Source organism: Streptomyces sp. NPDC003042, from assembly GCF_053591315.1.
In genome coordinates this window covers 1-25,230 of the sequence record NZ_JBSFTP010000051.1, presented here as the reverse complement: position 1 = coordinate 25,230, position 25,230 = coordinate 1, and the positions used below count along the sequence as shown (strand labels likewise).

At 71.8% G+C, this 25,230-nt stretch carries 22 protein-coding genes; 10 read left to right on the top strand and 12 right to left on the bottom strand.

Annotated features, from left to right (window positions below; genetic code table 11):
- Positions 1–129: 129 nt before the first annotated feature.
- From ACWDYJ_RS23460 to ACWDYJ_RS23440, 5 genes are all read right to left on the bottom strand, one after another.
- Positions 130–951 carry an AfsR/SARP family transcriptional regulator gene (locus tag ACWDYJ_RS23460; RefSeq protein WP_451567551.1) on the bottom strand — a complete coding sequence of 274 codons (822 nt, stop codon included), beginning with the start codon at positions 949–951 and terminating at the stop codon, positions 130–132.
- Between the two features lie 90 nt (positions 952–1,041).
- Positions 1,042–1,776, bottom strand: coding sequence for a ScbR family autoregulator-binding transcription factor (locus ACWDYJ_RS23455; protein ID WP_451567550.1), 735 nt, complete (start codon positions 1,774–1,776; stop codon positions 1,042–1,044).
- 58 nt (positions 1,777–1,834) lie between these two features.
- Positions 1,835–2,713, bottom strand: coding sequence for an AfsR/SARP family transcriptional regulator (locus ACWDYJ_RS23450; protein ID WP_451567549.1), 879 nt, complete (start codon positions 2,711–2,713; stop codon positions 1,835–1,837).
- A gap of 224 nt (positions 2,714–2,937) precedes the next feature.
- Entirely contained in the window at positions 2,938–3,537 is a 600-nt protein-coding gene (locus ACWDYJ_RS23445) for a ScbR family autoregulator-binding transcription factor (RefSeq protein ID WP_451567548.1), read from the bottom strand.
- A gap of 200 nt (positions 3,538–3,737) precedes the next feature.
- Positions 3,738–3,899, bottom strand: a complete 162-nt coding sequence (locus tag ACWDYJ_RS23440) for a hypothetical protein (protein WP_451567590.1) — start codon at positions 3,897–3,899, stop codon at positions 3,738–3,740.
- On the opposite strand from ACWDYJ_RS23440, the gene ACWDYJ_RS23435 reads away from it, so the two are divergent.
- Complete coding sequence (locus tag ACWDYJ_RS23435; protein WP_451567547.1) at positions 3,836–4,231, top strand: SDR family oxidoreductase; 396 nt, start codon at positions 3,836–3,838, stop codon at positions 4,229–4,231. The two genes, ACWDYJ_RS23440 and ACWDYJ_RS23435, sit on opposite strands and share 64 nt — an antisense overlap.
- Before the next feature lie 75 nt (positions 4,232–4,306).
- Here the strand turns inward: ACWDYJ_RS23435 and tnpB are convergent, their stop codons facing one another.
- From tnpB to ACWDYJ_RS23420, 3 genes are all read right to left on the bottom strand, one after another.
- A complete protein-coding gene (gene tnpB / locus ACWDYJ_RS23430; RefSeq protein ID WP_451567546.1) occupies positions 4,307–5,728 on the bottom strand; it encodes an IS607 family element RNA-guided endonuclease TnpB in 1,422 nt (473 codons plus the stop codon).
- Positions 5,729–5,799: 71 nt separating this feature from the next.
- A complete protein-coding gene (locus ACWDYJ_RS23425) occupies positions 5,800–6,384 on the bottom strand; it encodes an IS607 family transposase (RefSeq protein ID WP_451567586.1) in 585 nt (194 codons plus the stop codon).
- A gap of 385 nt (positions 6,385–6,769) precedes the next feature.
- A complete protein-coding gene (locus ACWDYJ_RS23420; protein ID WP_451567545.1) occupies positions 6,770–7,540 on the bottom strand; it encodes a TetR/AcrR family transcriptional regulator in 771 nt (256 codons plus the stop codon).
- 88 nt (positions 7,541–7,628) lie between these two features.
- On the opposite strand from ACWDYJ_RS23420, the gene ACWDYJ_RS23415 reads away from it, so the two are divergent.
- The 6 genes from ACWDYJ_RS23415 to tpg all read left to right on the top strand — a co-directional run bounded on the left by ACWDYJ_RS23415 (position 7,629) and on the right by tpg (position 14,905).
- Positions 7,629–8,804: an FAD-dependent monooxygenase gene (locus ACWDYJ_RS23415; RefSeq protein WP_451567544.1), complete on the top strand. Its 1,176-nt coding sequence runs from the start codon at positions 7,629–7,631 to the stop codon at positions 8,802–8,804.
- A 211-nt stretch (positions 8,805–9,015) separates the two neighbouring features.
- A complete protein-coding gene (locus ACWDYJ_RS23410; RefSeq protein ID WP_451567543.1) occupies positions 9,016–9,693 on the top strand; it encodes a ScbR family autoregulator-binding transcription factor in 678 nt (225 codons plus the stop codon).
- A 201-nt stretch (positions 9,694–9,894) separates the two neighbouring features.
- On the top strand, positions 9,895–11,190 hold the full coding sequence (locus tag ACWDYJ_RS23405; RefSeq protein ID WP_451567542.1) for a ParA family protein: 1,296 nt from the start codon (positions 9,895–9,897) through the stop codon (positions 11,188–11,190).
- Positions 11,187–12,092, top strand: a complete 906-nt coding sequence (locus ACWDYJ_RS23400; RefSeq protein WP_451567541.1) for a ParB/RepB/Spo0J family partition protein — start codon at positions 11,187–11,189, stop codon at positions 12,090–12,092. Before ACWDYJ_RS23405 ends, ACWDYJ_RS23400 begins: the two co-directional genes overlap by 4 nt.
- Positions 12,093–12,211: 119 nt before the next feature.
- Complete coding sequence (gene tap / locus ACWDYJ_RS23395; RefSeq protein WP_451567585.1) at positions 12,212–14,344, top strand: telomere-associated protein Tap; 2,133 nt, start codon at positions 12,212–12,214, stop codon at positions 14,342–14,344.
- Between the two features lie 6 nt (positions 14,345–14,350).
- The gene (gene tpg, locus ACWDYJ_RS23390) at positions 14,351–14,905 is read left to right on the top strand and encodes a telomere-protecting terminal protein Tpg (RefSeq protein ID WP_451567540.1); all 555 of its coding nucleotides are present in this window, start codon (positions 14,351–14,353) and stop codon (positions 14,903–14,905) included.
- A gap of 179 nt (positions 14,906–15,084) precedes the next feature.
- Here the strand turns inward: tpg and ACWDYJ_RS23385 are convergent, their stop codons facing one another.
- From ACWDYJ_RS23385 to ACWDYJ_RS23375, 3 genes are all read right to left on the bottom strand, one after another.
- Entirely contained in the window at positions 15,085–15,465 is a 381-nt protein-coding gene (locus tag ACWDYJ_RS23385) for a DUF6009 family protein (RefSeq protein WP_451567539.1), read from the bottom strand.
- A gap of 180 nt (positions 15,466–15,645) precedes the next feature.
- Positions 15,646–17,250 carry a DNA primase family protein gene (locus ACWDYJ_RS23380; RefSeq protein ID WP_451567538.1) on the bottom strand — a complete coding sequence of 535 codons (1,605 nt, stop codon included), beginning with the start codon at positions 17,248–17,250 and terminating at the stop codon, positions 15,646–15,648.
- The gene (locus ACWDYJ_RS23375) at positions 17,247–18,335 is read right to left on the bottom strand and encodes a bifunctional DNA primase/polymerase (protein ID WP_451567537.1); all 1,089 of its coding nucleotides are present in this window, start codon (positions 18,333–18,335) and stop codon (positions 17,247–17,249) included. The genes ACWDYJ_RS23380 and ACWDYJ_RS23375 overlap by 4 nt, the downstream gene beginning before the upstream one ends.
- Before the next feature lie 972 nt (positions 18,336–19,307).
- On the opposite strand from ACWDYJ_RS23375, the gene ACWDYJ_RS23370 reads away from it, so the two are divergent.
- On the top strand, positions 19,308–19,892 hold the full coding sequence (locus ACWDYJ_RS23370; RefSeq protein ID WP_451567536.1) for a hypothetical protein: 585 nt from the start codon (positions 19,308–19,310) through the stop codon (positions 19,890–19,892).
- Positions 19,799–21,304 (top strand): hypothetical protein, encoded by a 1,506-nt coding sequence (locus ACWDYJ_RS23365; RefSeq protein WP_451567584.1) that lies wholly within the window; start codon positions 19,799–19,801, stop codon positions 21,302–21,304. Before ACWDYJ_RS23370 ends, ACWDYJ_RS23365 begins: the two co-directional genes overlap by 94 nt.
- A gap of 39 nt (positions 21,305–21,343) precedes the next feature.
- On the opposite strand, the gene ACWDYJ_RS23360 is transcribed toward ACWDYJ_RS23365, so the two are convergent.
- Positions 21,344–24,727: a BTAD domain-containing putative transcriptional regulator gene (locus ACWDYJ_RS23360; protein ID WP_451567535.1), complete on the bottom strand. Its 3,384-nt coding sequence runs from the start codon at positions 24,725–24,727 to the stop codon at positions 21,344–21,346.
- 155 nt (positions 24,728–24,882) lie between these two features.
- On the opposite strand from ACWDYJ_RS23360, the gene ACWDYJ_RS23355 reads away from it, so the two are divergent.
- Positions 24,883–25,230: SDR family NAD(P)-dependent oxidoreductase (locus ACWDYJ_RS23355; protein ID WP_451567534.1), on the top strand; the 348-nt coding region annotated here is incomplete at its 3' end.

The following is a 25,230-nucleotide window of genomic DNA, read 5'->3' as shown; positions in this document are numbered from 1 at the left end:
TCACCGGCCGATCCAGCCCCGCCGGCGTTTGAGGCGCAGGGCCCGGGGCCGAGCCCCAGAAACCCGGCCGCAGCCCCGCACCGCCAGCGCAACGGCGCCGCAGGACTCGCCCCCTCAACCGCCGCAGGCCTAGGCGGCGTAGAGGTCGAACGTCGACCCCCTCTTCCCCCCCGCCGCCACATCCAGCGCCGGATCCACCGTCAGCATCGCCTGGTGCAGCCGCTGCAACGGCGGCGACGGCTCGACCCCGAGGTCCTCGACCAGCCGCCCGCGCAGCCGCCGGTACACGTCGAGCGCGGCCGCCTGCCGCCCCGACCGGTACAGCGCCACCATCATCTGGGAGTGCAGTCCCTCGTGCTGCCGATGCCGCGCCGTCAACTCGGTGAGCTCGGCGAGGAGTTCCGTGTGCCGCCCCAGCCGCAGGTCGACGTCGATCCGCCGCTCCACGGTGCCCAGCCGGCTCTCCTCCAGTCTCATGACCTCGATCCCGAGCACCGGCCCCACCCGTACGTCGACCAGAGTGGGCCCCTGCCACAGCGCGAGCGCCGCCCGCAGCAGCGCCGCCGAGCCCTCGTCGTCACCGGCGTCGAAGGCGCTCTGCCCCCGCGCGGCCAACGTCTCGTACTCATTGACGTCGATGCACTCCGGCGGCACCTGGAGCAGGTACCCGCCGTGCCGTGTCGTGAGGACCTCCTTGGCACCTCCGGGCCGGTTCGGCCCCATCGCCGTGCCCAGCCTGCGGCGCAGCTGGAGGATGTACGTCTGCAAGGTGGTCATCGCGCTCTGCGGCAGCTCGTACCCCCAGATCTCCTCCATGAGGGTGGGCACCGGCATCACCCGCCCCGGGTGCAGCGCGAGCAGCGCCAGGATCTGACGCGGCTTGCCCGCGGTCGGCACGATCGAGTTTCCGTTGACCTCGGCACTCAACGGACCCAGAACCTGAATCTTCACGGTCACCCCTCCTCCAGCTGTCGACGGCCCAGGCCCAGGCCATGTCACCGAATCGTCGAGCCCCTTCAGAGGCCCTCTTCGCGGTCCGGCCTACACCGCGCTCCCGCTCCCACTTCCGCTTCCACTTCCGCTCCCGAGGAACTCGTAACACCGCTCCCCGTCCAGCCCCCGGACGTCAGCCGCTCCCGTCCGGTACTCCGCCACCCGCGCCTCGCCCACCAGGCTCGGCAGCAGCAGCCCCCACAAGGCGGCCACCTTCCGCCGCAACTCCGGGTACGACAGCCCGGTCCCGGACAGCACCTCGATCCCGCAGACCGCCGCGGCCACCAACGCCTCGGCGCTCTCCCACCGGTCCCGGTCCCCGTCCCCGTCGTCACCGCCGGAGCCACTGCCCGCCGGCAGCTCACCCACATCCCGTGCCATCCGCAGCAACCCGCTCACCGCCGCCAGCCACGTCTGGTGAAAGTCCCGGACCGCCGGCTGCCGGCCCCCGCATTCCTTCGTGATCCGGAAGCTCGCCGGGACCGCCGGATCCTCGTGCAGCGTCCGCGCCAGCCAGTGCGTCGTGTCGATCAGGGCCTGCAACGGCGAGGCCCCGCTCTCCCGCAGGCCGCGCACCGCCTCGTGCAACATCCCGCATCCCCGCTGCTGTACGGCGTGCGCGAGTTCGTCCTTCGAGGCGAAGTGAAAGTACAGCGCCCCCTTCGTGACCCCGGCCGCAACCGCGATCTGGCCGAGCGTCGCGTTGGTGTATCCGTTGCGGTGGAACATCTCGGCCCCGGCGAAGACCAATCGCCTACGGGTCCGCTCCGACCTCTCCTGCACCCCTCCGTCTCCTTCCGCCCCCGCTCTGTCCAAGCTCCGGCCCTGCACCGGCGCGGGCTCAGGCCCTGACGAGCCGCTCAACCCTCACTCCCGAGGCCGGAACCGTTCCCACTGCCCCGGCGCCGACCCCGGCGCCGACGCCGGCCCCGGCCGCTGCCTTGCCCACGCCCTCCGGACCCGCCATCAGAATCGACCGCTGCAACCGGCGCAGCGCGCCCGACGGCTCCAGCCCCAGGTCGCGTACGAGCGTGGCGCGCAGCCGCTGGAACACGGCCAACGCCTCCCCGCGCCGCCCCGACCGGTGCAGGGCGAGCATGAACTGGCCGTGCAGGTTCTCGTGCGTCGGGTACCGGCTCGCCAGCACCGTCAGCTCGGCCAGCAGCTCGCGGTGCCGGCCCAGCTTCATGTCGGCATCGATGCGCTGGTCGAGGGCGCACAGCCGGGTCTCCTCCAGCCGCCGGATCTCCATGTCCAGTTGCACGCCGCCCTGCACATCGGCGAAGGCGGACCCCGACCACAGCCCCAGCGCCTGGCGCAGCAGCCGGGCGGCGCCCGGGTAGTCGCCCGCGTCCATCGCCCGGTAGCCCATCCCGGACAGGCGGTCGAACTCCCGCACATCGCTGGTCCCGCCGCCGCTGCTCAGCCGGTAGCCGCCGGGCAGGGTCACGAGTACGTCCTTCGCCGTCCGTTCGGCGTCGCTGCCCTCCAGGGCGGTCGCGATCAGCGTGCGCAGCTGGAGTACGTACGTCTGCAGCGTCGTACGGGCGCTGCGCGGCGGCAGCGCGCCCCACAGCTCCTCGATCAGGGCCGACACCGGCACGACCTGATCGGCATGGAGGGCCAGAAGGGCGAGGACCTGCCGAGGCTTGGGGGCGGTCGGCGTGATGGAGATCCCGTTCTCCCGCACGGTCAGTGGGCCCAGTACATCGATGTCCACGTAGTACTCCCCTGTCCTTGGATGAGTCGCAGGGTCAGTAAAAAACAGGCCCGACGGTTTGTCAATACCAAACCATTCACGCTGTTTCAGGCCCGAAGGGAACCATCCACCCACGCGACCTGTGCTTTTACCGAAATCACACTCGCTCGACACGTCACACACTCAACGAAACGCGCTCCAAGGAACAATCAAGCGAGTCGTCATCCCTATATTTACCAAACCATTCAGTCTGTTTTGCTGGCCCCCATCCGCGTCAGGATCAGCGATCCGATCCAGCTGGGCGTATGCGCCGCGGCCCAGTCGGGATCCGATGCGCCGAGCACCTCCAGCCCGACCGTCGAGGCCACCACCGCCCGCGCCGCGTCCTGCGAGGACACCCCCTCCGCGAGTAGCCCCGCCCGCTGCGCGCCGTCGATCAGTTCGCCGATCCACCGCTGCCACTGCCCGCGCAAGTCGACCCCGCTCGCGCGGGCCCTGTCCGCGGACAGGGCGAAACCGGCCCGCACGACGACGTCCTCGGCGAGCAGCGCCAACAGCGTGTACGTCGAGTCGGCCAGTACCCCCAACGGATCCCCGGCCCGGCCGCCGCCCTTCTCCCCAGCCGTGAGGATGATCCGCCGCACCGCGTCCGCCGCGCGGTCCTCGACGATCCGGGCGAGCGCGCTCTTGCCGTCGAAGTGGAAGTGCAGCGCACCGGTGGTCACCGCGGACCGCGCGGCGATCGCGGCGACCGACGCGGCGCCGTAGCCCTCCTCGGCGAACACCTCCGCCGCCGATCGCACCAGAGATTCCCGTGTACGTTCCGCACGTTCCTGCTTGGCCATGGGGGGCTCCACACACCGCATTCGCCGCATGTGCGGCTCCCTGGAAACAGGGCTACGAGATCCTGGCAGCCACCGTCCCCGACCTCGGCGGAGCCGGGCCGGACTCCGACCGGATACCGAGCTTCCGGCCCCGCACCGTGCGCCCCGACCACCGCTTGCGCAGCCGCGCGTCCCAGACCGTGGAGCCCCCTCTGCCCAGCTCACTCCCCCAGCCGGTCATCACCGACGAGCTGCGCGCCGCCGGCCACCAGGCCCAGTACGTCGTCGGTGACGTGTCGCCGTGCCGCGGACGTGGCCCTTGCCGTCGAGACGGCCATCACCACCCTCGGCCGACTGGACTCCGCCTTCAACAACGCGCGCACGGCGGCACCATCGTCAACAACAGCAGCACCGCGGGCCCCGTGGCCACCACAGCCCCTGCATCGCCTCGAAGCACGCGGTCCGGGGCCTGACCAAGGCCGCCGCCTCCGAGTACGCGGCCCAGGGCATCCGCGTCAACGCCATCGCCATCGCCATCGCCCCCGGAACGACGCCTCGATTCCGCCCTCCTTCCCCGTATCGCGGCCCCCGAGGAGATCGCCGCGGCCGCGGCCTGGCGGTGCAGCGACCGCGCCTCCTCGTCGTCGGCACCGCCCTCTCGGTCGACGGGCGGCTGGACCATCCGCTGACGGCCGTTGGCCGGCGCAGGCGTTAACGGCGTTAACCGTTGCTTCGAGTCTCAGCGGCTCTCAGTATTCCGGGCGTTTCCGCCCGGAAGGTTCGTGACGGGTCACCAGAGCGCGAGTTGCTCGCGCCTGGTGTCCTGTCGACGATCTCTCGCTTCCGTCCCCTGGTGGGGTGTTGCGCCAGCCGCCCGCGTGCCCGTCCCCTTGCGGGTTCGGGCGGTGCGGGTCTTCTGCTTGGCTCCACGAGGCTTCGGCACCGCTGTCAGGGCGGGGCCCGGGTCTCCGGCCACTCCGGTACCCGTTTTACGGTTGGCCGCCGCGAGGGCGGCCAGGTTGTGGCCTGCGTTCGCGTCCCGGTCCAGGACGAGTCCGCAAGCGTCGCACTCGAAGACACGCACGCCGAGGGGCAGCTTGGCTTTCACCACACCGCAGCGGGAGCAGGTCTTCGAGGAGGGCATCCAGCGGTCGGCGACGATCAGACGTCCACCGTGGCGCTGGGTCTTGTAGGTGAGTTGGCGCCGCAGTTCCCCGAACGCCGCGTCGGAGATACGGCGGGACAGACGCCGGTTGCGGACCATGCCTTTCACGTTGAGGTCCTCGACCACGACGGTGCCGTACTCGGCGGGGATGCGCGCGGTGGCCTGGTGGAGATGGTTCTCCCGCAGGTTCGCCACCCTGTGATGCACCCGGTTACGGACCGCGTTGGCCTTCTCCCATCGACGGGACGGGGCTTGTCCGGTGCGCCGGTTGGGGCCGCGTCGGCGGGAGACGGTCCGGGAGGCGTTCCGGAGCTGCGTGAGTGCCTGGTCGTAGTGCTTGGGGTTCGCGACCTCGCGGACCTCGCCGGCCGAGTCCGCCATGACGAGGAGAGTCTTCACGCCGAAGTCGATCCCGACCGCCGTGCCAGGCCGGTTGGCAGGGCCGATGGTGTGGCGTTCCTCGGTCTGTAGGACCGCGAACCAGCGGCCCCGCTCGAGCCGCACCGTCACCGACAGAATCCGCGTCTCGCCTTCGGCGATCGCGTCCACGAGGGGCTGGACGTCCTCGTGGAGGCGGATCCGGCCGAGGCGGGGCAGGACGATATGCCGCCGGTCATCGAGGCGGATGGTGCCGGTGGTGAACTTGCACGCCGGGCGAGCCTTCCGCTTCGACTTGAAACGGGGCCTGCCCATCCGGGCGCCCTTGCGCTCGCCGCGCCGGGACTTGGCGTAGTTGTCGAACGCGGCGGCAGCGTTCGCGAGGCCGGTGTTGTAGGCCTCCTTCGAGTTCTCCGCCCACCACTCCTGCAGTAATGGGTCGGTGTGTTTGGCCTTGTTGAACGCCTTCCGCAACGACGGCAGCGACCACGACCGCCACGGAACGCGTTCTGCCTCGGGGACGCCGTAGGTCTCCTCCGCTGCGCGCTGCGACCAACTCGCCAGCACATGCCGCACCGCCCAGTTGTAAGCGACCCGCGCCGCCCCGCAATGCGAGGCCAGAGCCCGCAGGGCGGACGCGCCCGGGTCGAGGGCGAGTCTGTGGCCCACGACGTGAAAGCCGGGCCGTGCCTCGAACCCCCGGCGCTTCTTCTTCCCGCTCCCGGCAGGCTCCGTCCCGCTCACCCGGTCGTCTCCGCCGCCGGAGCGGTGGCCTCGGCGATAGCGCGTGCGGCCCGGTTCTTCGCCGCTCGCTGCCCATACAGTCGGGCACACATCGAGGTGAGAACTTCGGTGATGTCCCGGACCAGGTCGCTGGTCGTCTCCTGCGGATCGAGCACCACCAAGCGCCGGCCGGAAGCCGACAAGGCCGATTCCAGATGCTCGACACCGAAACGGGCCAGCCGGTCGCGATGCTCCACGACGATGACAGCAACGGCCGGGTCCGACAGGACACGGTGCAGCTTCCGCCGCTTCCCGTTCAGTGCCGACCCGACCTCGGTCACCACCTCGGCAACGGCGAGCCCCAGCCCGTTGGCCCCCTGGACGACACGGGAGACCTGCCGGTCAAGATCCGCCTTCTGGTCGCCGGACGAAACACGGCAGTACGCCACCGTCCGCCCAGCGATCTCGGGAGTGGACTCTTCGACCAGCCACATACCGGACGGCGTCTGCACGACAGGGACCGGCATACGGCCCTCCTTCGCCCAGGCCCACGCGGTCTGGTAGTGCACGCCGTTGCGCACCGCCCACTCGGAAAGCTTCACGCCATCAAGATAAAGACTGATGAAGGCAGACAACTACTGATGAAAAATCCGACTGTTGTTCGCCCCTCGGGCCCACTCCAGGGCGCCGGGCGTTAACGCCGTTAACGCTGCCCACTTCGCTCCCGAGCACCGCCCGGCGAAGCCAAGACCCTTAACGGCGTTAACGCCGTTAACGCCCCGCCGGACCAGACGGGCAACCCACAACCCCAACAACCGCGCACCGCGGCCCACCACGACCACGACCCGCCCGCGCACCCGCAGCAACCCGAGGTCCAGTCCCCTCCCCAGCTACCGCTGACAGGTGCCCCACCCCCGGGCGGACGGCGCTCCTCGGCTGGCACTTCCCGGGACGCTTCCCCGGCCCCGCCCCGGAACAGGGTGCCGCCTACTTCAGAAGGTCGCCCGCCGCCCCGCGCCGCTCCACCAGCAGCCCGATCCCGTCGAGGATCCGCTCCAGCCCGAACTCCAGGGCCTGGTCCTGCCCCCCGTGCTCGGCGACCGAGGCGAGCGCGGCCCCGAGCGCCGGGTAGTCCGCCCCACGCATCCGCATCACCTCGCCCAGCACGGCCCCGAGTTCCGTGTCCGGCCCGCCCCTGTCGGCGCCGCCACCGCCCGCACCCGCCGCCCGCTCCTGCTCCGCGATCCCCCGTACGTGCCCCGACACCAGCACCACCGCGTCCATCGCCTCGGCGCCGCTCAGCGCACACCCCTCCAGCGCCGCGAGGGACCGCTCCAGCCACCCGACCTCCCGCGGCCCCACCGCCCGCGGCCCCACCGTCGCCTCCAGCAGCCACGGATGCGCCCGGAACCCGGCGAGCAACTCCCGCGCCCACGCCCCGAGCCGCTCCCGCCAGCCGCCACCGGCCGCCGCCAGGGCGGAGTCCAGCGCCGCCGCCGGATCGGGCATGGCCTCCTCCACCATCAGCGCGACCAGCTCCGCCTTTCCCGGGACGTACCGGTAGAGGGCCATCTTGGTGACCGCCAGTTCCCCGGCCACCCGCTGCATGGAGACGCCGCCCAGTCCCTCCGCGTCGGCAATCCCTACACCCGCCGCCGCGATGCCCCGCAGCGTCAGGCCGCGCTTGGGCCCCCGCGCGGGCGTGGCCGGCGGACCCCACAGCAACCGCACCGCCGCGCCCCACTGCTCATCCGTCATCAGATCCCCTTGCGCTCGCATCAAAACTGCGTCTACCGTACACAAAATCGAATCCGTATCCACCGGACACAGTTAAAGGAGGGCCACCGTGCCCACCCGCCGCGCCACCACCGTCCTCATCTCCGGCGCGAGCATCGCCGGCCCGGCCCTCGCCTACTGGCTCGGCCGCCACGGCTTCCGCCCCACCGTCGTCGAGATCGCCCCCGCCCTGCGCACGGGCGGCCAGGCCGTCGACTTCCGCGGCGAAACCCACCTGGGCGTCCTCGACCGCATGGGGATCCTCGACGAACTCCGCCGCATCCAGACCGGCGGCACCCCCATGACGTTCGTCGACAGCGACGAGAAGGAGCTCCTCCACCTCCCCGCCGAATTCGCGGGCGGCGACATCGAGGTCCTGCGCGGAGACCTCTCCCGCGTCCTCCACGACGCCTCCCTGCCCACCGAGTACGTCTTCGGGGACTCGATCACCTCCCTCACCGAGACCGGGACCGGCGTGGACGTCACCTTCCGCCACGCCCCTCTCCGCACCTTCGACATCGTCATCGGCGCCGACGGCCTCCACTCCCACGTCCGCCGCCTCGCCTTCGGCCCGGAGGAGCGCTACGTCACCCACCTCGGCTACTACGCCGCCGGCTGGAGCCTGCCGAACGACATGGACCTGCGCCCCGGCTCCACCGGCCACAACTCCCTCGGCCGCCTCGCCGGCGTCGGCCCCTCGCCCGCCGACCCCACCCGGGCGGGCGCCTTCTTCGTCTTCGCCTCGCCGCAGCTCACCTACGACCGCCACGACCCCGCCGCCCAGAAGGCGCTCGTCTCCCAGGCCTTCGCCGGTCTCCCGTGGAAGGTGGACCACCTCCTGGGGTCCCTGGCCACCGCCGAGGACCTCTACTTCGACTCGATCAGCCGCGCCGACGTCGACACCTGGTCCACCGGCCGGATCGCCCTCGTCGGCGACGCCGCCTGCGGCGCGACGATCGGTGGCATGGGCACCGGTACCGGCATCGTGGCCGCGTACGTCCTGGCCGGCGAACTGGCCCGTTCCCCCGAGAACCCCCAGGCCGCCTTCACCCGCTACGAGTCCCTCGTACGCCCCTACGCGCAGGCCTGCCAGAAGGGCGGTGACCGTACCGGCCCCTTCCTGGCCCCCGCCACCGCCCTCGGCCTGTGGCTGCGCAACACGCTGCTGAGCCGCCCGCGCTGCCTGGCCTGGATGCTGAAGGAGGGACAGAAGGCGACGTCCCTCGCCCTCCCGGAATACGCCTGAAAGGCCCTCGCGGCAGTCGGCAAGGCCGTCATCGCCACCGGCATCAGCGAGCACACCCTCGCCCCCATCCGCGCCGGAAGACCGCCCCGGCGCCCTCCGGCCGGATCAGCCCAACCCCTCAAAAAGTACTGGTCGACTGGTTTTTTTTGACTCCATCCCACTACATTGACCCGGCATTTACTGGACGGAACCGGCGTCAGGAGACACCCACGTGGCCAGAGCCAGGCAGGAACGGGCCGAGATCACCCGACAGGCGATCCTCGACGGCGCGGCCGTCGCCTTCGACCGTTCCGGCTTCGGCGGCACCAGCCTCAGCGACGTGGTCAGGCACGCCGGAGTCACCAAGGGCGCCCTGTACTTCCACTTCCCGTCCAAGGAAGCCCTCGCCCGCGCCCTGATGGACGAGCAGTTCCAGGTCTCCGCAGGCGTCCCCGCCGTCGAGGAGCCCGGCCTCCAGACGGTCATCGACCTGACCCACCAGATGGCGTTCGGGCTGTGCACCGACGTCCGCGTCCGCGCCGCCGTCCGCCTCGTCATCGAGTTCGGCTCCTTCACGAACCCGGACCCGTCCCCGTACAACACCTGGATCGACACCTGCCACGGCTGCCTGACGCCGGCCCAGGAACGCGGGGACGTCATGGCGACGCTCGACGTGTACGACCTGTCCACGCTCGTCGTCGGCTCGTTCACCGGCATCCAGGTCACCTCGCACGTCCGTACCGGCCGCGAGGACCTGCACACCCGGGTCGTCGACCTCTGGACGCACCTCCTCCCGGGGATCGTGCCCGCCGAGCGCATCCCGCGCTTCGATCCGGCGGGCTCGCCCGAGTGCCGGACCCAGCTCGGCCTGCCCCACCCGCGCAGCCCCCGGGCGGCCACGACCGCCTGACGCCGCATCCAAGGGCGGCCTCGCACATCCCCGTGGCGAACCACGGCGGATGCTCGCTACGACGTGCGCGAGGCCGCCCTGCCGCGTTCCGCGCCGTTCCGCGCCGTCCCGCGCCGCACCGACCCCCGATCCAGCCATTTCGTTAGCAAAACCGAGGTGTTGCGCCCACACGCACCACAGAACGTTAGTAAAGTCCCTCCCATGACTACACCTTCGTCCCAGAGCGACCGAGAGAAGGTCGTCTCCAAGCTCCCCCCGTGGCTCCGCCAGGAGTTGAAGATCCGCACCGCCCAGCTGCGGACCGACATCCAGGACGCCGTCCACCAGGGCATCGCCCACTGGAGCGCGCTCGCCTCCGCCCCCTCCCCCGTCGACACCTCCGGCGCCGAATCGTTCTCGACCTGGCTGCCCGCCGGCCAGTGGGAGTCCTTCCGCGCCACCTCCAAGGACCGCGGCGTCTCCCTCACCCAGGGTCTCGCCCAGGCGGTGCGCCTCTGGCTGGAGATGAACCCGGCGCCCACCGTCAAGCGGCCCGCGGTCGTACGCCGCATCGTCGTGTGCAACCAGAAGGGCGGAGTCGGCAAGACCGCCATCACCGCCGGCACCGCCGAGGCCCTCGCCGAGGACCCCTCGGCCCTCCACCCGGTCCGCATCGCCCGCCAGCTGGCCCGCCTCTCGGCAGCCGACGACCCGGACCGGAGGGAGCGGGCGGAGCGGGCGGACCGGGCGGCAGCAGTGGTGCTCGCCACCACACCGCTCGACCTCGAAGACCTCCCGGGCCTCGGCATGCGCGTCCTGCTCGTCGACTTCGACCCGCAGGGCCATCTCACCAAGCAGCTCGGCCGCCAGCCGCTCCCCATCGGCGGCGACAGCCTCACCTGCCACATGGCCGGCGAGGCCAAGGGCCCGCTCAGCGACCTCATCGTGCCCATCCCGGACGAGCGGTTCGGCGACCGGCTGCACATCCTGCCCGCCTGCACGGACGCCTTCCTCCTCGACGTCCGCCTCTCCACCGTCCGCGCCCGCGAGGCCGCCCTCGAACGCGCCCTCGCCCCCGTCGAGTCCGACTACGACGTCATCCTCGTCGACTGCCCGCCCAGCCTCGGCCTCAGCATGGACGCGGCCATCTACTACGGCCGCCGCCGCGACGCCGAACAGCCCGGCGCCTCCGGCGCGCTGATCGTCGTACAGGCCGAGGACTCCTCCGCGGACGCCTACGACCTGCTCACGTCCCAGATCAACGATCTGCGCGACGACCTCAGCCTCGACATCGACTACCTCGGCCTCGTCGTGAACCTCTACGACGGCCGCCGCGGCTACATCGCCACCTCCTCCCTCCAAGCCTGGATGGACATAAAGGATCCGCGCGTCGTGGCCATCGTTCCCGACCTCAAGGAACAGCGCGAAGCCGTCCGCGTGAAGCAGCCGCTGTTCGTCTACGCGCCCAAGGGCGACCAGGCCGTCGCCCTGCGCGCCCTCGCAAGGGAGATCTCATGAGCAAGGCCGACAAACTCGGAGTCTCGGCTTCCTTCGCCCGGGCCCAGCCCGTCGGCGTCAGCTCCCGCCGCACGGCCATCGCCGAAGCGACCGGCGCCCCGACCTCCGGGGTGGTCCCCCCGTCCGAGGTGCCCATCGACGCCCTCGCCCACAACCCGTTCAACCTCCGCGAGGACCTCACGGACCTCGACGAGCTGGCCCAGTCCCTCGCCGTCCGAGGCCAGCTCCAGCCCCTGGCGGTCGCCACCCGCATGGCGTTCATGGAGGCACACCCCGGTCGGACCGACGGCCTGGGCCGCGCCCCGTACGTGGTCATCGACGGCAACCGCCGCCTCGCGGCCGCCCGGCTGGCCGGCCTGAAGACCCTGCACATCCACGTCAACGACACCCTCTCCGCGTCGGCGGCGGACATCCTCGAATCGGCGCTGATCGCCAACGTCCACCGGGTCGACGTGGCCCCCATGGACCAGGCACGGGCCATCCAGCAACTCGTCGACGTCCACGGCTCGCAGGCCCAGGTAGCCAAGCGGCTCGGCAAGACGGCGGCCTGGGTCTCCCAGCGCCTGACCCTGCTGAACCTCACGCCCACCCTCCAGGAGAAGGTCGAAACGGGCGAGCTCAAGGTCGAGCCCGCCCGCCGCATCGGCCGCCTCCCCCAGGAGGACCAGGCCGCGGCCGCCGACGAGACGATCAACACGGTCAACCCCCCACGCCAGCGCTCCCGCCCGGCCGCGCCGCCCACCCAGAGCGTTAACGCCGTTAACGCCGTTAACGCTCCCTCCCCCGCACCCCGCATCACGATCTCCACGCACTCCCCGGAGACCATCGCGGACGCCCTCACCGCCCACCTCACCCCGGACGACCTGAAGGCCGTCACGGAACTCCTCATGAACCGCATCTGAGGCTGCCCCCACGCCGGGGGCGCTGACAGCGTTAACGCCGTTAACGCCCCCACGTGTGTTTCATGTGCGTTCAAGAGTGCGCTTCACATAGGCTGCACCAGGAGGCTCCCATGAACGAGATGAACGAACAGACCACGCTCTTCGCAGCGGTCGACGCCCTGCTCGAGGAAACAGCCGCGCAGGACAGGCTCCCCACCCCCGACGAGCGCAAGCGCCTGCGCGAAGCCGCCGGCCTGAGCCAGGACCAGGTCGCCAAGGCCCTGTCCGTCCGCCGCGAAACGGTCACCTCCTGGGAAACGGGCCGCACGGCCCCCCGCCCCCCGAAGCGCGCCGCCTACGCCCGCCTCCTCGAAGGCCTCGCCTCCCTCCACCCCCTCAACGGCGTTGACCCCGTCAACGCTCCCTCCCCCACCCCCTCCGAAGAAGCAGCGCCCGAGACCTCACCGCACCCAGGACCCGAGACGGCGCCCCAGCCCCCCACCCCCACCCCCTCCCCCCTCAACGCCGTTTCCGCCCCCGCGCCGCTCCCCCACCACCCGGCCCGGCCGCGGACCTCGCTCCGCAAGCCCACTCCCCTGGAAGGCAACGGCCCCCTCGCCGTCCTCGACGGCACCGGCCAGGCCCACGCCGCCGGCGGCCTCGTCCTCACCCACCCCACCGCCGACCTCCCCTCCCTCGTCACCTGGGCCCTCGGCCCCGACGCCGACCTCCGCTCCCCCCGCCTCCACCGCAACGGCAAGGACGGCGACCCCCTCCTCGTCCTCACGCCTGCCGCCACGCAGGCCCTCGGTCTCCCCCTCACCCTCGAAGACCGCCGCGCCCTGCGCCTCCCGGACAACCACCCCACCGTGAAGCAGCTCACCCGCGCCAAGTGGCAACTCACCCGCCGCGGCTTCGGCCCCTGGGCCCGCATCTACCGCCCGGCCACCCCCACCACCGGCCGGCAGTGCGTCCAGCTCGCGATCCTCCCCTGGGGCGCCCTCGACCCCCGCGCCTGGGGCGAGGAGACAGCCGACCTCCCCGCCCCCGAACTCGCCGAGCTGCTCACCACCTACGCGGCCCGCGTCCTGACCCCCCGCGGCTCCACCGCCGTCACGGGCCTGGAACTGATGACGGCCCTGCGCCCCCCCACCCGCGCCGCCCGCAACCCCGAAACCAACACCTGGGAGTCCGCCCCGGTCGCCGGCTCCCTCACCCGCCCCGTCGATCCGGCCCCCCCGGAGGCCCCAGACGAACACCCGGTGGTCGCCGCGCTCTACCCCCGCTCCCACCAGCGCACCCCGGACCAGGTCCTCGACGAAGAGGCCTACGACTGGATCCGCGACCCCGAGCTCCTCACCGACGCCGAGTGCACCCGTACCCACGCCGTCGGCATCGACGTGAACATGGCGTTCGCCGCGGCCTCCAACCGTCTGACCGTCGGCCTGGGCCCCGCGACCCACACCACCGCTCCCCGCTTCGACCCCAAGCTCCCCGGCTGCTGGCTGGCGGACCTCTCCGCCATCGAGCTGGACCCCCGCCTCCCCAGCCCCTTCACCCCCCACGGCAAGCCCCCCACCGGACCGGCCTGGTACGCGACCCCGACGCTGGCCTACGCCCAGGAGCTCGGCCACGACGTCCGCCCCACCGAGGCCTGGATCCGCCCGGACAACGGTTCCTACCTCGACGCCTGGTACACCCGCCTCCGCGACGCCTACATGGCCACGATGGCGGACCTCGGCGTCACCCCGGCCCTCACGGAAGGCGAGTACCTCCAGGCCATGGCGGCATACAAGGAGCACGAGCGGCAGGACACCGCGACAGCGGTCCTCTCCGCCATCAAGTCGACCGTCAAGGGCGGCATCGGCAAGCTCCGCGAACGTCCCCAGGGCGCCGGCTACCGCCCCGGCGAAGCCTGGCCCGCCCTGGAGCGCCCCACCTGGCGCCCCGACATCCGCGCCGCCGTCATCTCCACGGCCCGCGTCAACATGCACCGCAAAATGCAGAAGCTCGCGACGGCATCGGGCCTGCACCCCGTAGCCGTCCTCTCCGACTGCGCCGTCTACCTCTCAGACGGCCCGAGCCCGCTCGACTTCCTCCCCCGCACCGCCGACGGCAAGCCCCTCCCCGGCGGCTTCCGCCTCGGCGTCAGCCCTGGCATGGTCAAGCACGAGGGCACCCAACCCCTCCTCTGGGCCGTGCGGATGCTCGACGAACGCCTGAACCCCGCCCGCCACATCAAGGGCCACGACGCCGCAGCAGACGGAGAGTAATCCCCGATGTCCGACATCTCCGACAGCCTGACCAAGGCCGACGAACAGCACTTCACCCGCCCCATTCCCAAGTCGGCGGGCGCCCAGACGCGCTTCCTGGTGAAGCAGCTCAAATCGACCAGAGCGGTAGCAGCAGCCCTCGGCATCTCCCAGCGCACGGTCGAGCGCTACGTCAAGAACCAGATCAAGCAGCCCAAGCCCGAGCTCGCCGCCCGCCTCGAAACCGAGGTACGCCGCCGCTGGCAACCCCTGGTCCGCAAGCGTGCCCGGGACCAGGCCGCGACCACCACCGGCCTGGTCATCGAGACCCGCGCCCGCTTCGGCTTCACCGCGGCCCCCGGCACCACCGACGACGGCCGCATGCGCCGCATCACCCAGCACCTGCCCCCGCTCTACGCGAGCCGTCTCTTCACGGCCCAGGACACCGGCGCCACCGAGGCCCAACTCCGGCACATCGCGGCCGAGGCGCTCCAGGAGATCTACTTCAAGGACAACGGCGCCCGCGCCACGTCCCTCCTCGTCGAGTTCACCGACATCGACTACGTCGACTTCGCGTTCTAGGCACGCGCCGGCGCGAGCTGACCTCCGCCCCGGACCGCAGGGGCTGAAGGGACTGAAGGGACTGAAATCCGCCATCACCTTCAGACGCTTTCCAGCCACGAGACAGCCGGGGCAAGCCAGCGGGGCCCCTGAACGCAACCACAGGGACCGGAGTGACCAAAGGGACTGAAGTGACCGAATCAGGCAACTGTGGGCGTGGTGGACAGCCCTCGCTGTGAGCGCTCGGTCTTCCTGCCGACCTGCCTGGGCCCGATCGTGCGCGGGTCCACGGCCTCACCCGGCGCGCCCTCCCGGTAGAGGCCCCCAGGCTCGGCGTCCCGGTCGTGCGGCAACAGGTAGAAGACGCGCCGCTTCTGCAGGCCGCTGTCGGGGTCCGCTTCCGCGGTGTCACCGAGCTCGGTGAAGCCGATCATGCGCCCGTCACGGTGGTAGCGCGGCTTCCCCCGGCGGCGGGGCGTCTTGTCCAGGGCCTGTCGCACGTAATCGAGTCCTTCGGGGTCCTCCAGCCACACCACTTTGTCCTCGTGGGTGAGATCGCTTGCTGTCAGTAGCGAGCTCATGGCCTGGGTCCTTCCTCGTTCACGTCGGCCCTTCCGGGCCCCTGGTTCCTCCACGCCGCGAGCGGCGCCGATACCGGTATACGGCAGGGCCCTGCAGGCCACCGCCGACTGGTGGGTCTGTTCATCGTCCTTGTCCATCGTAGGCGTGCCCACCTCGGGGCGGGGGCACACGTCGCCCAGTCACGTCGCGCTGGCCCTGTTCACGTCACGCAGCGTCTGCTCTTCGTCGGCCAGGAGGGCCAGGCCGGGGTAGAACTTCTGCCCGTTCGAACGGAGCATCTCACTGGGTGAGGCAACGCCGACCTCGGCGCGGATACGTGTGGCGAACGCGCGAGTGGTGGCGGGGCGCAGGCCCTCGCCGTCGAGACACCACGCACTGTAAGCCCGGTAGAGGGCTCCCTGTTCCACCTTGAGATCCCGGGGATCGGGCAGGTCCATCCCGGTGGTGCAGCATTCGGCGAGAAACCGCCCGATGTGGTCCTCGGTGGTGGCGTAGGCCTGGGTGGCCGTACGGACGACGCTGGGCCCGGTCAGGGCCGGCTTGGTCGCGAGATAGGCCTTGGCTCCCTGGATCATCCAGTGCAGGATGCCCGGGCCCTCCTCCTGTACGAGTGCCTCCGCCAGGTTGTCGATCTTGCGGTGGTCGGGGACGACCTTCTCGAAGGGGATCAGCCGGATCCGGCGCCAGAAGGCGTGGCCGCCCGTGCCGACTTCCGGGCGGTGGTTGCCCAGCAGCCACAGCTTGTGGGTCGGTTCGAAGCTGAAGAAGTCCTGCCGCATGCGGCGGGCCTTGAGGCGGTCGCCGCCGGTGAGGAGCTTGACGCGGGCCTCGTCGAATTTGTCGTGCGGCTTGAGCTCGCTGCAGACGAACAGGCGCCGCCCGTGGAGTTCCGTCAGCTCGGTGGAGTGCTCGTTGAACTTCCCGCGTTCCATGAGGAAGCCGGGCGGGGCCACGTCCGCATAGTCGCCGAGGATCTTGATGACGACGTCGAGGAGGGCCGATTTTCCGTTGGCGCCGACGCCGTAGAGGAAGGGCAGGACCTGGCCGCCGACGTCACCGGTGATGGAGTAGCCGAGCAGGAGATGAAGAAAGTTGATCATCTCCTTGCCCTTGTCGTCGTCGCCGAAGGTCTGCTGGAGAAAGCCGTGGAACCGGGGGGTGGGCATGGCCTCGGGAGCCAGGTGGGTGGCGCGCGAGTGCAGGTCGCGGGTGGGGTCGGGCTTGTGCAGATCGCCGGTGCGCAGGTCCACGACCCCGGCCGGGGTGCACAGCGCGTACTTGTCGCCGTCCAGGGTGTCCGGATCCAAGGCGAGTTCGGGCGATGCCTTGGCCTGGGTGAGCATGGCTTTGACGCCTGAGGTGGACATGGCGCGCTTGCGGTGCTGGGCCAGTTCCCGGTCGGTGAAGTCGCCGCGCGGGTCGTTGGTGGGCATTTCCTCCGCCATGTCGCCGGCGGCCCAGATCGCGGCCTTCTCCCCGCCGGTGCGCTTCCACCTGTACTCGTCCCAGACGTACCAGCCGAGTCCCTCCACGTGCCGGAAACGGTCGTGGTGGAGGTGGGCGAACAGCTTGGCGTTGCCGCGGTCGGTGAGGTTGCGCAACAGGCCGGCCGAGATGAAGTCGTTGGCGGGGGCGGCAGCCGCCGCACTTCCGCTCTGCTGGGCGGGCAGGCGGCGGCCGGGCTTGGCGGCGGTGTCAGAGGTCTGCGTGGTGTCCGTGGTGAACGCGGCGAGCTGTTCCGCCGCTGCCTGGGCGTTGAACCCCGTGCTTCCGGCGCTGCTCATGGGCGTTCCTTGGGATGGATCGGTCGGTCGCTTCCGGCACGCAGCCCTGCTTCGACGATGAGGACGTTCCGGCGCGGCTGGTGGGGTCGGGCTTGGTCCGCGGCTTCGAGCAGCAGTCCGCGGCACTCCCCGGCGGTGAGGTGGCCCGCGGCGGCCAGCCCTCCAGCGGTGAAGGCCGCCCGGTTGAGCTTCTCGCTGAAAGCCGTTCCGGCAGGGCTGGCTCCGCAGGCGCGCACCTCGTCCAGGAGCGCGGCCAGGACGCGCCGTCCGGCCTCCCGGGGCCGCAGAGCGTCCGGGCGCGCCACAAGGCCGCCTGAGGGCGTCTCAGGGGCCCTGGGGCCCCTCTCCACGGTGTGCCCGGTGCGGGCGAGCTCGGCGGTCAGCCACATCGGCAGCGCCGCGGGCAGCCGGGCTCCGGGCAGCGCTTCGTACACGCCGGTGGCGGTGCGCGTCGTAGGCGCCACGATGTAGCCGCCGACGGCACGTACGTCGACCTGCCAGGCGAGCGCGGCTTTGGAGCTCGAACCGCTGGAGCACCGGAAGCCCGGACCGTCCTCGGGCGCCCTGTACCAGATGTGCATCCCGCCGGACGGCGTACGGACGCGCAGCGTCGACGTGTCCTCGCAGGGGTTGGGCCGGGAACGGTACGCAGCCAGGAGCGCCAAGGTGTCGAATCCGCTCTGCAGTCCGGTCAGGTCGACACGCTCGTCGATGGGGATACCCGGCAGCAGCCGCTGCCGGTCGGGCAGGGACGCGGCGTGGGTGTCGACGTCGACGACCACGAGCCCGGCAGGGCCGCAGGAGACTCCGATGCCGAAGTCGGGCTCCGCCTGCCACCACTGCCGCACCGTACGGAGCTCCGTGGTGGCCGCGTGGAAGCCGTGGCACCAGCCTCCTCGGGAGTGACAGGGGCACTCCTGCGGAGAGTGCTGAGCGCTCCGGCAGTCGGGGCAGTTCGGGGCCGGCGTCTTGGTCCCTGGCGCCAGGGGGTGCACCGGGTAACCGCGCAGGGCCATCCAGATCGCCACGTCCAGTGCCGTCCCGCCACTCACTGCTTGTGGCGGGCTCTCGGAATAGACGGGCACTGGCTCTTCCTTGACGCATCGTGAGGAACGGAACCTCCGGCTCCGGGGCGGCTCTCTGACGTGCACCTTCACCCCACGCCCCAGGGACCAGAGGGACTGAAGATTCACTATCTCGGAGGTTACCCCAGAGACTGCGGCGCCTCAGGATGGGATGACCGCTGTATCGAGAGTTGAGTCCCTTCAGTCCCTCACTCGCCTGAACTTCTAACCCGGTTCATCCGGAAAGGTTCCTCCTTCCCGGCGGGTGAACGCCCGGGCGTGTCTCGGCCGCGTGCCGTACGCGGAAGACACCGCCTCAGCCTCCTTCCGGGACGCCCTGCCCCTCCTCCCGAGGAACTCTGCCGACCGGTGGAGGCCCCGGCTGTCCACCGTCCCCGCGTCCGTTCGGTCCCTGCACCCCGCGAACGCCTCGAGGCCGGCCCCTGAGTCGGACCAAGAGCCCACAGGTACTGAACCCGCCAGATCCCGTTCAGTCCCTCCTCATTCAGTCCCTGGACAAACATGCAGGTCACAGCCCTCTCCGTCCAGCCTCAGGGACTGAAGGGACTCAGAATCGCTGTTTCCAGCCTTTACATGCGTGTGTGTATGCGCCCGCGTAAGTAGTACTGCATATCCATATCTAGCTTATAACTAGCGATTTCAGTCCCTTCAGTCCCTGGAAGCTGCGGCCCGGGCCCCTGAACTGCAGGTTTACGCAGTGACTGAAGGGACAGGGACCGAAGCGTTTCCACGGCGCTTCAGTCCCCTGTCGGGGGAGGGGGTACCGAGGGAGGGACCGACCCGGCTCAGCAGGCCGGAGCGGACCCGAGACCTCGCAGTGCCCGGGCAGCCGCCCCGGCACTCGGCCTCGACCGGGTGTCCAGGCGTCCTCGGTCGCTGCTACAGCTCCCGAGGCGGCAACCTGCCCTCTGCCTCGCAGCAGCCGGGATCGCGGTACATGGAGAGCCGCCCTTGCCGAGAGGAACCATGGCCATGGAGCCGACGCAGGAGCAGTGGGCAGCCCGCGAGGTGTTCGCCGTCGGCCGGGACCTGGCACTCGTCGCGGGTGCCGGGACGGGCAAGACCTCCACCCTGATCCCCATGGGCGCGGCCACCCGCAAACGCGGCTTGTACATCGCGTTCAATCGCGCGATCGCCGATGACGCCTGGGAGCGCTTCGGCCGCAACGTGGATTGCCGCACCGCCCACTCCCTGGCCTTCAAGGCCGTGGGCCACCTCTACCGTGAACGGTTGAACGCCTCCGCGCGGATGTCGGCCCGGCACACCGCCCGTCTCCTCGGCATCACCCACGACCTCCCCGTCAACTCCCGCGACATCAAAGTCCCCCAGCAGGCGCGCCTGGTGATGGGCATGGTCCGCACGTTCTGCTACACCACGGACCGGCAGGTCATGGCCCGCCACATGGAGCCGATCAACGGCCTGGACGACCCGGGCTGGACGAGGCCCAGGACACCAACCCGGTTCTGGAGGAGGTCTTCCTCGCCCAGGAGGCGCAGCGGGTATGCGTGGGGGACCCGGCCCAGCAGATCTACGGCTGGCGCAACGCGCGCGATGTGATGACCGGCTTCCCGGCCGAGCAGCTGCGCCTGACCAAGTCCTTCCGATTCGGCCCCGCCATCGCCGGTGTGGTCAACCGCTGGCTCACCCACGCCGGATCGGAGATGCGGCTCACCGGCCACGGCTCCCACTCCCGCGTCGGGGACGCGCCCCATCCGCGGGCAGTGCTGTGCCGGGGCAACGCGGACGCGATGAGCGAAGTGCTGTCCTACCTCGAACTCGGCATACCGGTCGCGCTCACCGGCGGAGGCAGCGCCCTTCAGCGCACCGCGACGGCCGCCCTGGAGCTCAAGGCCGGCCGTCGCACCAGCCACCCCGAACTGTTCCTGTTCTCCTCCTGGGACGAGGTTCAGGAGTACGCCGAACAGGACAAGGCCGGGCCCGCTGAACCCCGGCGAAGCCCGTCTGATCTACGTCGCGGTCACCCGCGCCCGCCACCTGCTCGACACCGAAGGCATCGCCTGGATCGACGGCTACGCAACCACCATGGCGACAGCGGGCCAAACGGCACCGCCGCAGGCAGCCCGCCGGCCGAGCTGAGCCTGTCCGGCCAGCTCAAGTACGACTCCTCACCGATCTCGTGTTTCATGGCCGCCCATCTCCCGTACAGCCAGAACCTGGTCGGCGACTACCAGGCCTACGTCGCACGGCTTCCGCACCCCGTCCAGCCGATCGACGTGCGGTATCCCCATTGGGCCGCCCTCGGACCCGCCGTCGACGCGGGCGTCATGCTCCTCGACGCCGCCGTGCCGCCGCGCGGAGCACCGGAGGGCGAATCCCGCAAGGCCCTCCACAGCGCGGGCGAACAGCTCCTGGCCACCATCGGCACCTGCGGCGGCCTGGACGACGAGACCCTCACCCGGCTCTGCTTCGTCGCCGGCTTCTTCGAGGACATCGCCCGCACCGGGGAGATCCGCCGCTTCAGCCTCCTCAGCGCGGCCACACCCGGCACCTGCCTCGACGACCTCACCGCGGCGGTCCCCCCGTACGTCCTGGACGACATCGGCCAGCAGATGCGGCTGGCGCACGCCCCCTTCGCCCCCTTCCGCGCCCTGCCGCAGGCTTCCCGGATCTGCGGCCCGGTCTTCACCGGCAGCGCCGACCTCGGCGGAGCCGACGCCGACTTCATCGTGGGCGGCTGCCTGCTGGACTGCAAAGCCACCAAAGACCCCCGCCGCCTGGGTCGCGAGGAGATCTACCAGCTCGCCGGCTACCTCCTGCTGGACTACGACAACCAGTTCGGCATCGACCGGGTGCGCCTCTACCTCTCCCGCCAGGGTGGCCTGATCACCTGGGACACAGCCGACTTCCTCCGCCGCCTCGGCGCCACCAGCCCCCTCCCCACCCTCCGCGCCCACCTCCGCCACCACCTCCGCTCCGAGCCCGCCGGTCCCATCCACCTCGACGCGTGAGGCTGTCGAGGTCACCGCTCCGAAGCCGGAGGGCCGCCTTCACAAGGGGGTCCCTCCCCCCGCCCCGGGCCGGGCTGCCGCAGCGCCTGAGCCGGCGGTGATCAGGGCGTATGCCGTGGCGGGGGTGTGAGTGGCGCCCTCGGCGAAGGAGGTTGTGAAGGCTTCGGGGCCCAGGGCGGCGCGGGCCGCGGCGGTGATGCGGTCGACGTCGGCGCGTTCCGCCGGGGGCAGCGGGGCTCCGGCGGAACGGCGGGCGGCGTCGGCGGCGCCGAGGAGGGCGGCCGTGGTGGCGGGGCGGCCGGCCAGGGCGTGGGCGCCGGAGAGCCCTTCGAGGGCCAGGGCCAGGGCGCGCGGGTCGCCGGTCGTACGGGCCATCGCGAGGCTCTCCTCCTGGAGCGCGAGGGCGGCTTCGGCATCGCCGCGCAGCTCGGCGGCGTAGCCGAGCTCGGCCAGGACCAGGGCGTTGGCCCCGTCGAGGCCGACGGAGCGGTGCCAGTCCAGGACCCGGCGCATGTGGGCCTCGGCTGCGTCCAGGTCCCCGGAGCGGCGGGCGCCGAGGCCGAGGCCGAGCACGGCGTTGATCTCCCCGGCCTGGAAGCCCTGTTCGGCGGCCAACTTGCGGGAGCGTTCGTGCAGGTCCCGGGCGGCGTCGAGGTCGCCGGTGAGCAGGGCGCCACGGCCCAGGCCCGAGAGCAGGTCGGCGGCCTGGGTGGTCAGGCCCAGGCTCTCGGCGATGTCCAGGGCCTCGCGGCGCAGCCGGGTCGCCTCGGGGTAGTCGCCGTGGATCTCGGCGAGCATGGCCAGGGGGTAGACCGACCAGAGGCGGGCGGCTCCGTCGCCCAGTTCCGCGAAGAGGGCGGCGCTGCGGTCGCCGTCGCGGGCGGCTCCGGCGAGGTCGCCCTTGAGGAGGAGCTGGGCGGAGCGGTCGGCGAGGGCGGCGGCCGTGCCCCAGTCGTCCCGGGCGGCCGTGAAGCCCTTGAGGGCCTGTTCGGTGAGGTCGCGGCCGGTGGTGAGGTCGCCGGTGCCGCACAGGGCGTGGGCCAGGAACCAGCGGGCGCGGGCGAGGTCGTGGGCGGTGCCGGTCTCCTGGTCCTCGTACGGACGCAGGGAGTCGCGGATGCGGGCGGCGCGGTCGGAGCCCTCCCCCGCCATGATCGCGAAGCCGGTACGCAGGACCAGGGCGCGGGCGCGCAGCGCGGGCGCGGCCCCGCCGGGGGCGGCGAGGGCCGCCTCCAGGGAGCGGCGTCCCTCGCCGATGCGGCCGCGCAGCACCCAGTACCAGGACAGGGCGCAGACCAGACGCAGGGCGGCGGTGGCGGTGGCGGGGTCGGGGTCGGGGTTGGCGGGGGAGGCACCGTCAATGCCGTCAACGGTCTCGGGGGTGGTCGCGGCGGCGAGGGCGTGGGCGAGGGCCGCGCGGAGGTTGGCGGCCTCGGCGTCGAGGCGTTCCAGCCAGGCCTGCTGGTCGGCGGCGAGCAGGCCGGGCGCGGCGCTCTCGGCGAGGGCCAGGTGGTGGGCGAGGTGGCGGGCGCGGACGGGCTGCGACTCGCCGGCCTCCGCCAGGCGCTCGGCGCAGTACGCGGCCACCGACTCCAGCAGCCGGTAGCGGGGACCGGCCGGGGTGTGGGTGAGGGCCAGCAGGGAGCGGTCGACGAGGCGGGCCAGCAGGTCGAGCACCTCGGCGGGGTCGATGTCCTCGCCCGCGCAGACCTGTTCGGCCGCCTCCAGCGTGCAGCCCTCGGCGTGGACGGCGAGGCGGCGCAGCACGGCCCGTTCGGGTGCGCCGAGCAGCTCCCAGCTCCAGTCGATGACGGCGCGCAGTGTCTGCTGGCGGGCGGGGGCGCCGCGCCGGCCGGAGCTCAGCAGGCGGAACCGGTCGTCGAGGCGGTCCAGGACCCCGCGCACACCGAGGGCGCGGACGCGGGTCGCGGCGAGTTCGAGGGCGAGGGGGATGCCGTCGAGGCGGGCGCAGATCGCCTCGACGGTCTCGCGGTTGTCGGCCTGGAGCGCGAAGCCGGGGGCGGTGGCGATGGCGCGGGCCGTGAACAGCTCGACGGCCGCCTGGAGTTCGAGGGTGGGCACGGTCCACAGGGTCTCGCCCGCGAGTGCCAGGGCCTCCTGGCTGGTCGTCAGGATGCGCAGGCAGGGTGCGGTGCGCAGGAGCAGCTCGGCCAGTTCGGCGACCTCGTCCACGAGGTGCTCGCAGTTGTCGAGTACGAGGAGCAGCTCGCGGTCGCGCAGGGTCGCGGCCAGGCGCTGCCCGGGGCTGAGGCGCTGCCGTTCGGCGGGCACCAGGCCCCAGGCGGCGTCGTCGCGGATACCGAGGGCGGTGGCGACGGCCTCGGCGACCTCGGCGGACCGGGCGCCGGGGGTGTGGGGCGGGCGTCCGGCGGCGCCGCCGGACGCGCCGACGCCGGCGAGTTCGACCAGCCAGATGCCGTCGCGGAAGGCATTCGGGTCGAGGGCGGTGGCGGTCTCGACGGCGAGGCGGGTCTTGCCGACGCCGCCGGGGCCGGTGAGGGTCACCAGGCGGCGGGTGGCGACGAGTTCACGCACCGCCGCCACCTCCTGGTCGCGGCCCAGCAGCGGGGAGAGGGCGACGGGCAGATTGGTACGGGGGGCGGGGGCTTCGGTGGCAGGTCCGGCGGGCGCGGGCGCAGGAGCGGCGGGGGCCGAGAGGGCGGGGTCCTGGGTGAGGATGGCCCGTTGCAGGGCGGCCAGGGCGGGGCTGGGGTCGAGGCCGAGGTCGTCCGCGAGCCGGGCGCGCAGGTCCTCGTACCCGGCGAGCGCCTCGCTCTGGCGGCCCGCGCGGTACAGGGCGCGCAGGTGCGCGGCGCGCAGCCGCTCGCGCAGCGGGTGCCGCTCGACGAGCTCGGCGAGTTCCCCGACGAGCTGCGCGTGCTCGCCCAACTCCAGGCGGGCCTCGGCGTGCTCCTCCCGTACGACGAGCCGCTCCTCCTCCAGGCGGTTGGCGGCGGCGCGGGCGAAGGGCTCCTGCTCGAAGCCGGCGAAGGCGGGGCCCCGCCAGACGGCGAGGGCGTCGGCGAAGAGGGCGGCGCGCACCTGCGGCTGCGTGGCGGCGCGGGCGCGGGCGGCCAGGGAGGCGAAGGCGGCGCTGTCGAGGGTGCCGTCGGGAGTGCGCAGGACGTAGCCGGGGGCCACGGACTCGACCAGGTCGCGGGCGTCGGGCTCGGCCTCGTCCAGGGCGCGGCGCAGCTGGGAGACCTTCGCCTGGAGGGCGCGGGTGGGGTTGCCGGGGGGCTCCTCGCCCCACAGGTCGTCGATCAGCCGGTGGGTGGCGACCGGGCGTCCGGGCTCGACGAGGAGGGAGGCCAGCAGGATCCGTACCTTCAGTTCGGGAACCCTGACGGGTGTTCCGTCGCTCGTCCACACGCCCAGCTGGCCCAGCACCCCGAATCGCATGCGGTCACCGTATCCGGGGTCCGAACAGGGCCGTAACAGAACCCGAGCCGGATCCGAGGCGCCCGCCCGCACTCTGACATCACGTCGGGGCCACAAGGGAGGCGACCGGCGAGGACGAAGCGACGTAGCGAACGAGAGCAAGAGGGAGCCCCGCCATGGGAAAGCTTGACGGCAAGACGGCACTGGTGACCGGTTCGAGCCGCGGTATCGGCCGGAGCATCGCACTGGCGCTGGCCGCCGAGGGCGCCCGCGTCGCCGTGCACTACGCGGGGAACGAGGCGGCGGCCAAGGCGACGGTGAACACGATCGAGGCGACGGGCGGGAAGGCCTTCGCGATCCGTGCCGAGCTCGGGCTGCCGGGTGACGCGGACGCGCTGTGGAAGGCCTTCGACGAGCACGCCGACGGGGTGGACATCCTGGTCAACAACGCCGGCATCGCCGGTCCGGGCCTGATTCACGAAGTGTCGGAGGAGGACTACGACAAGGTCTTCGCGATCAACGCC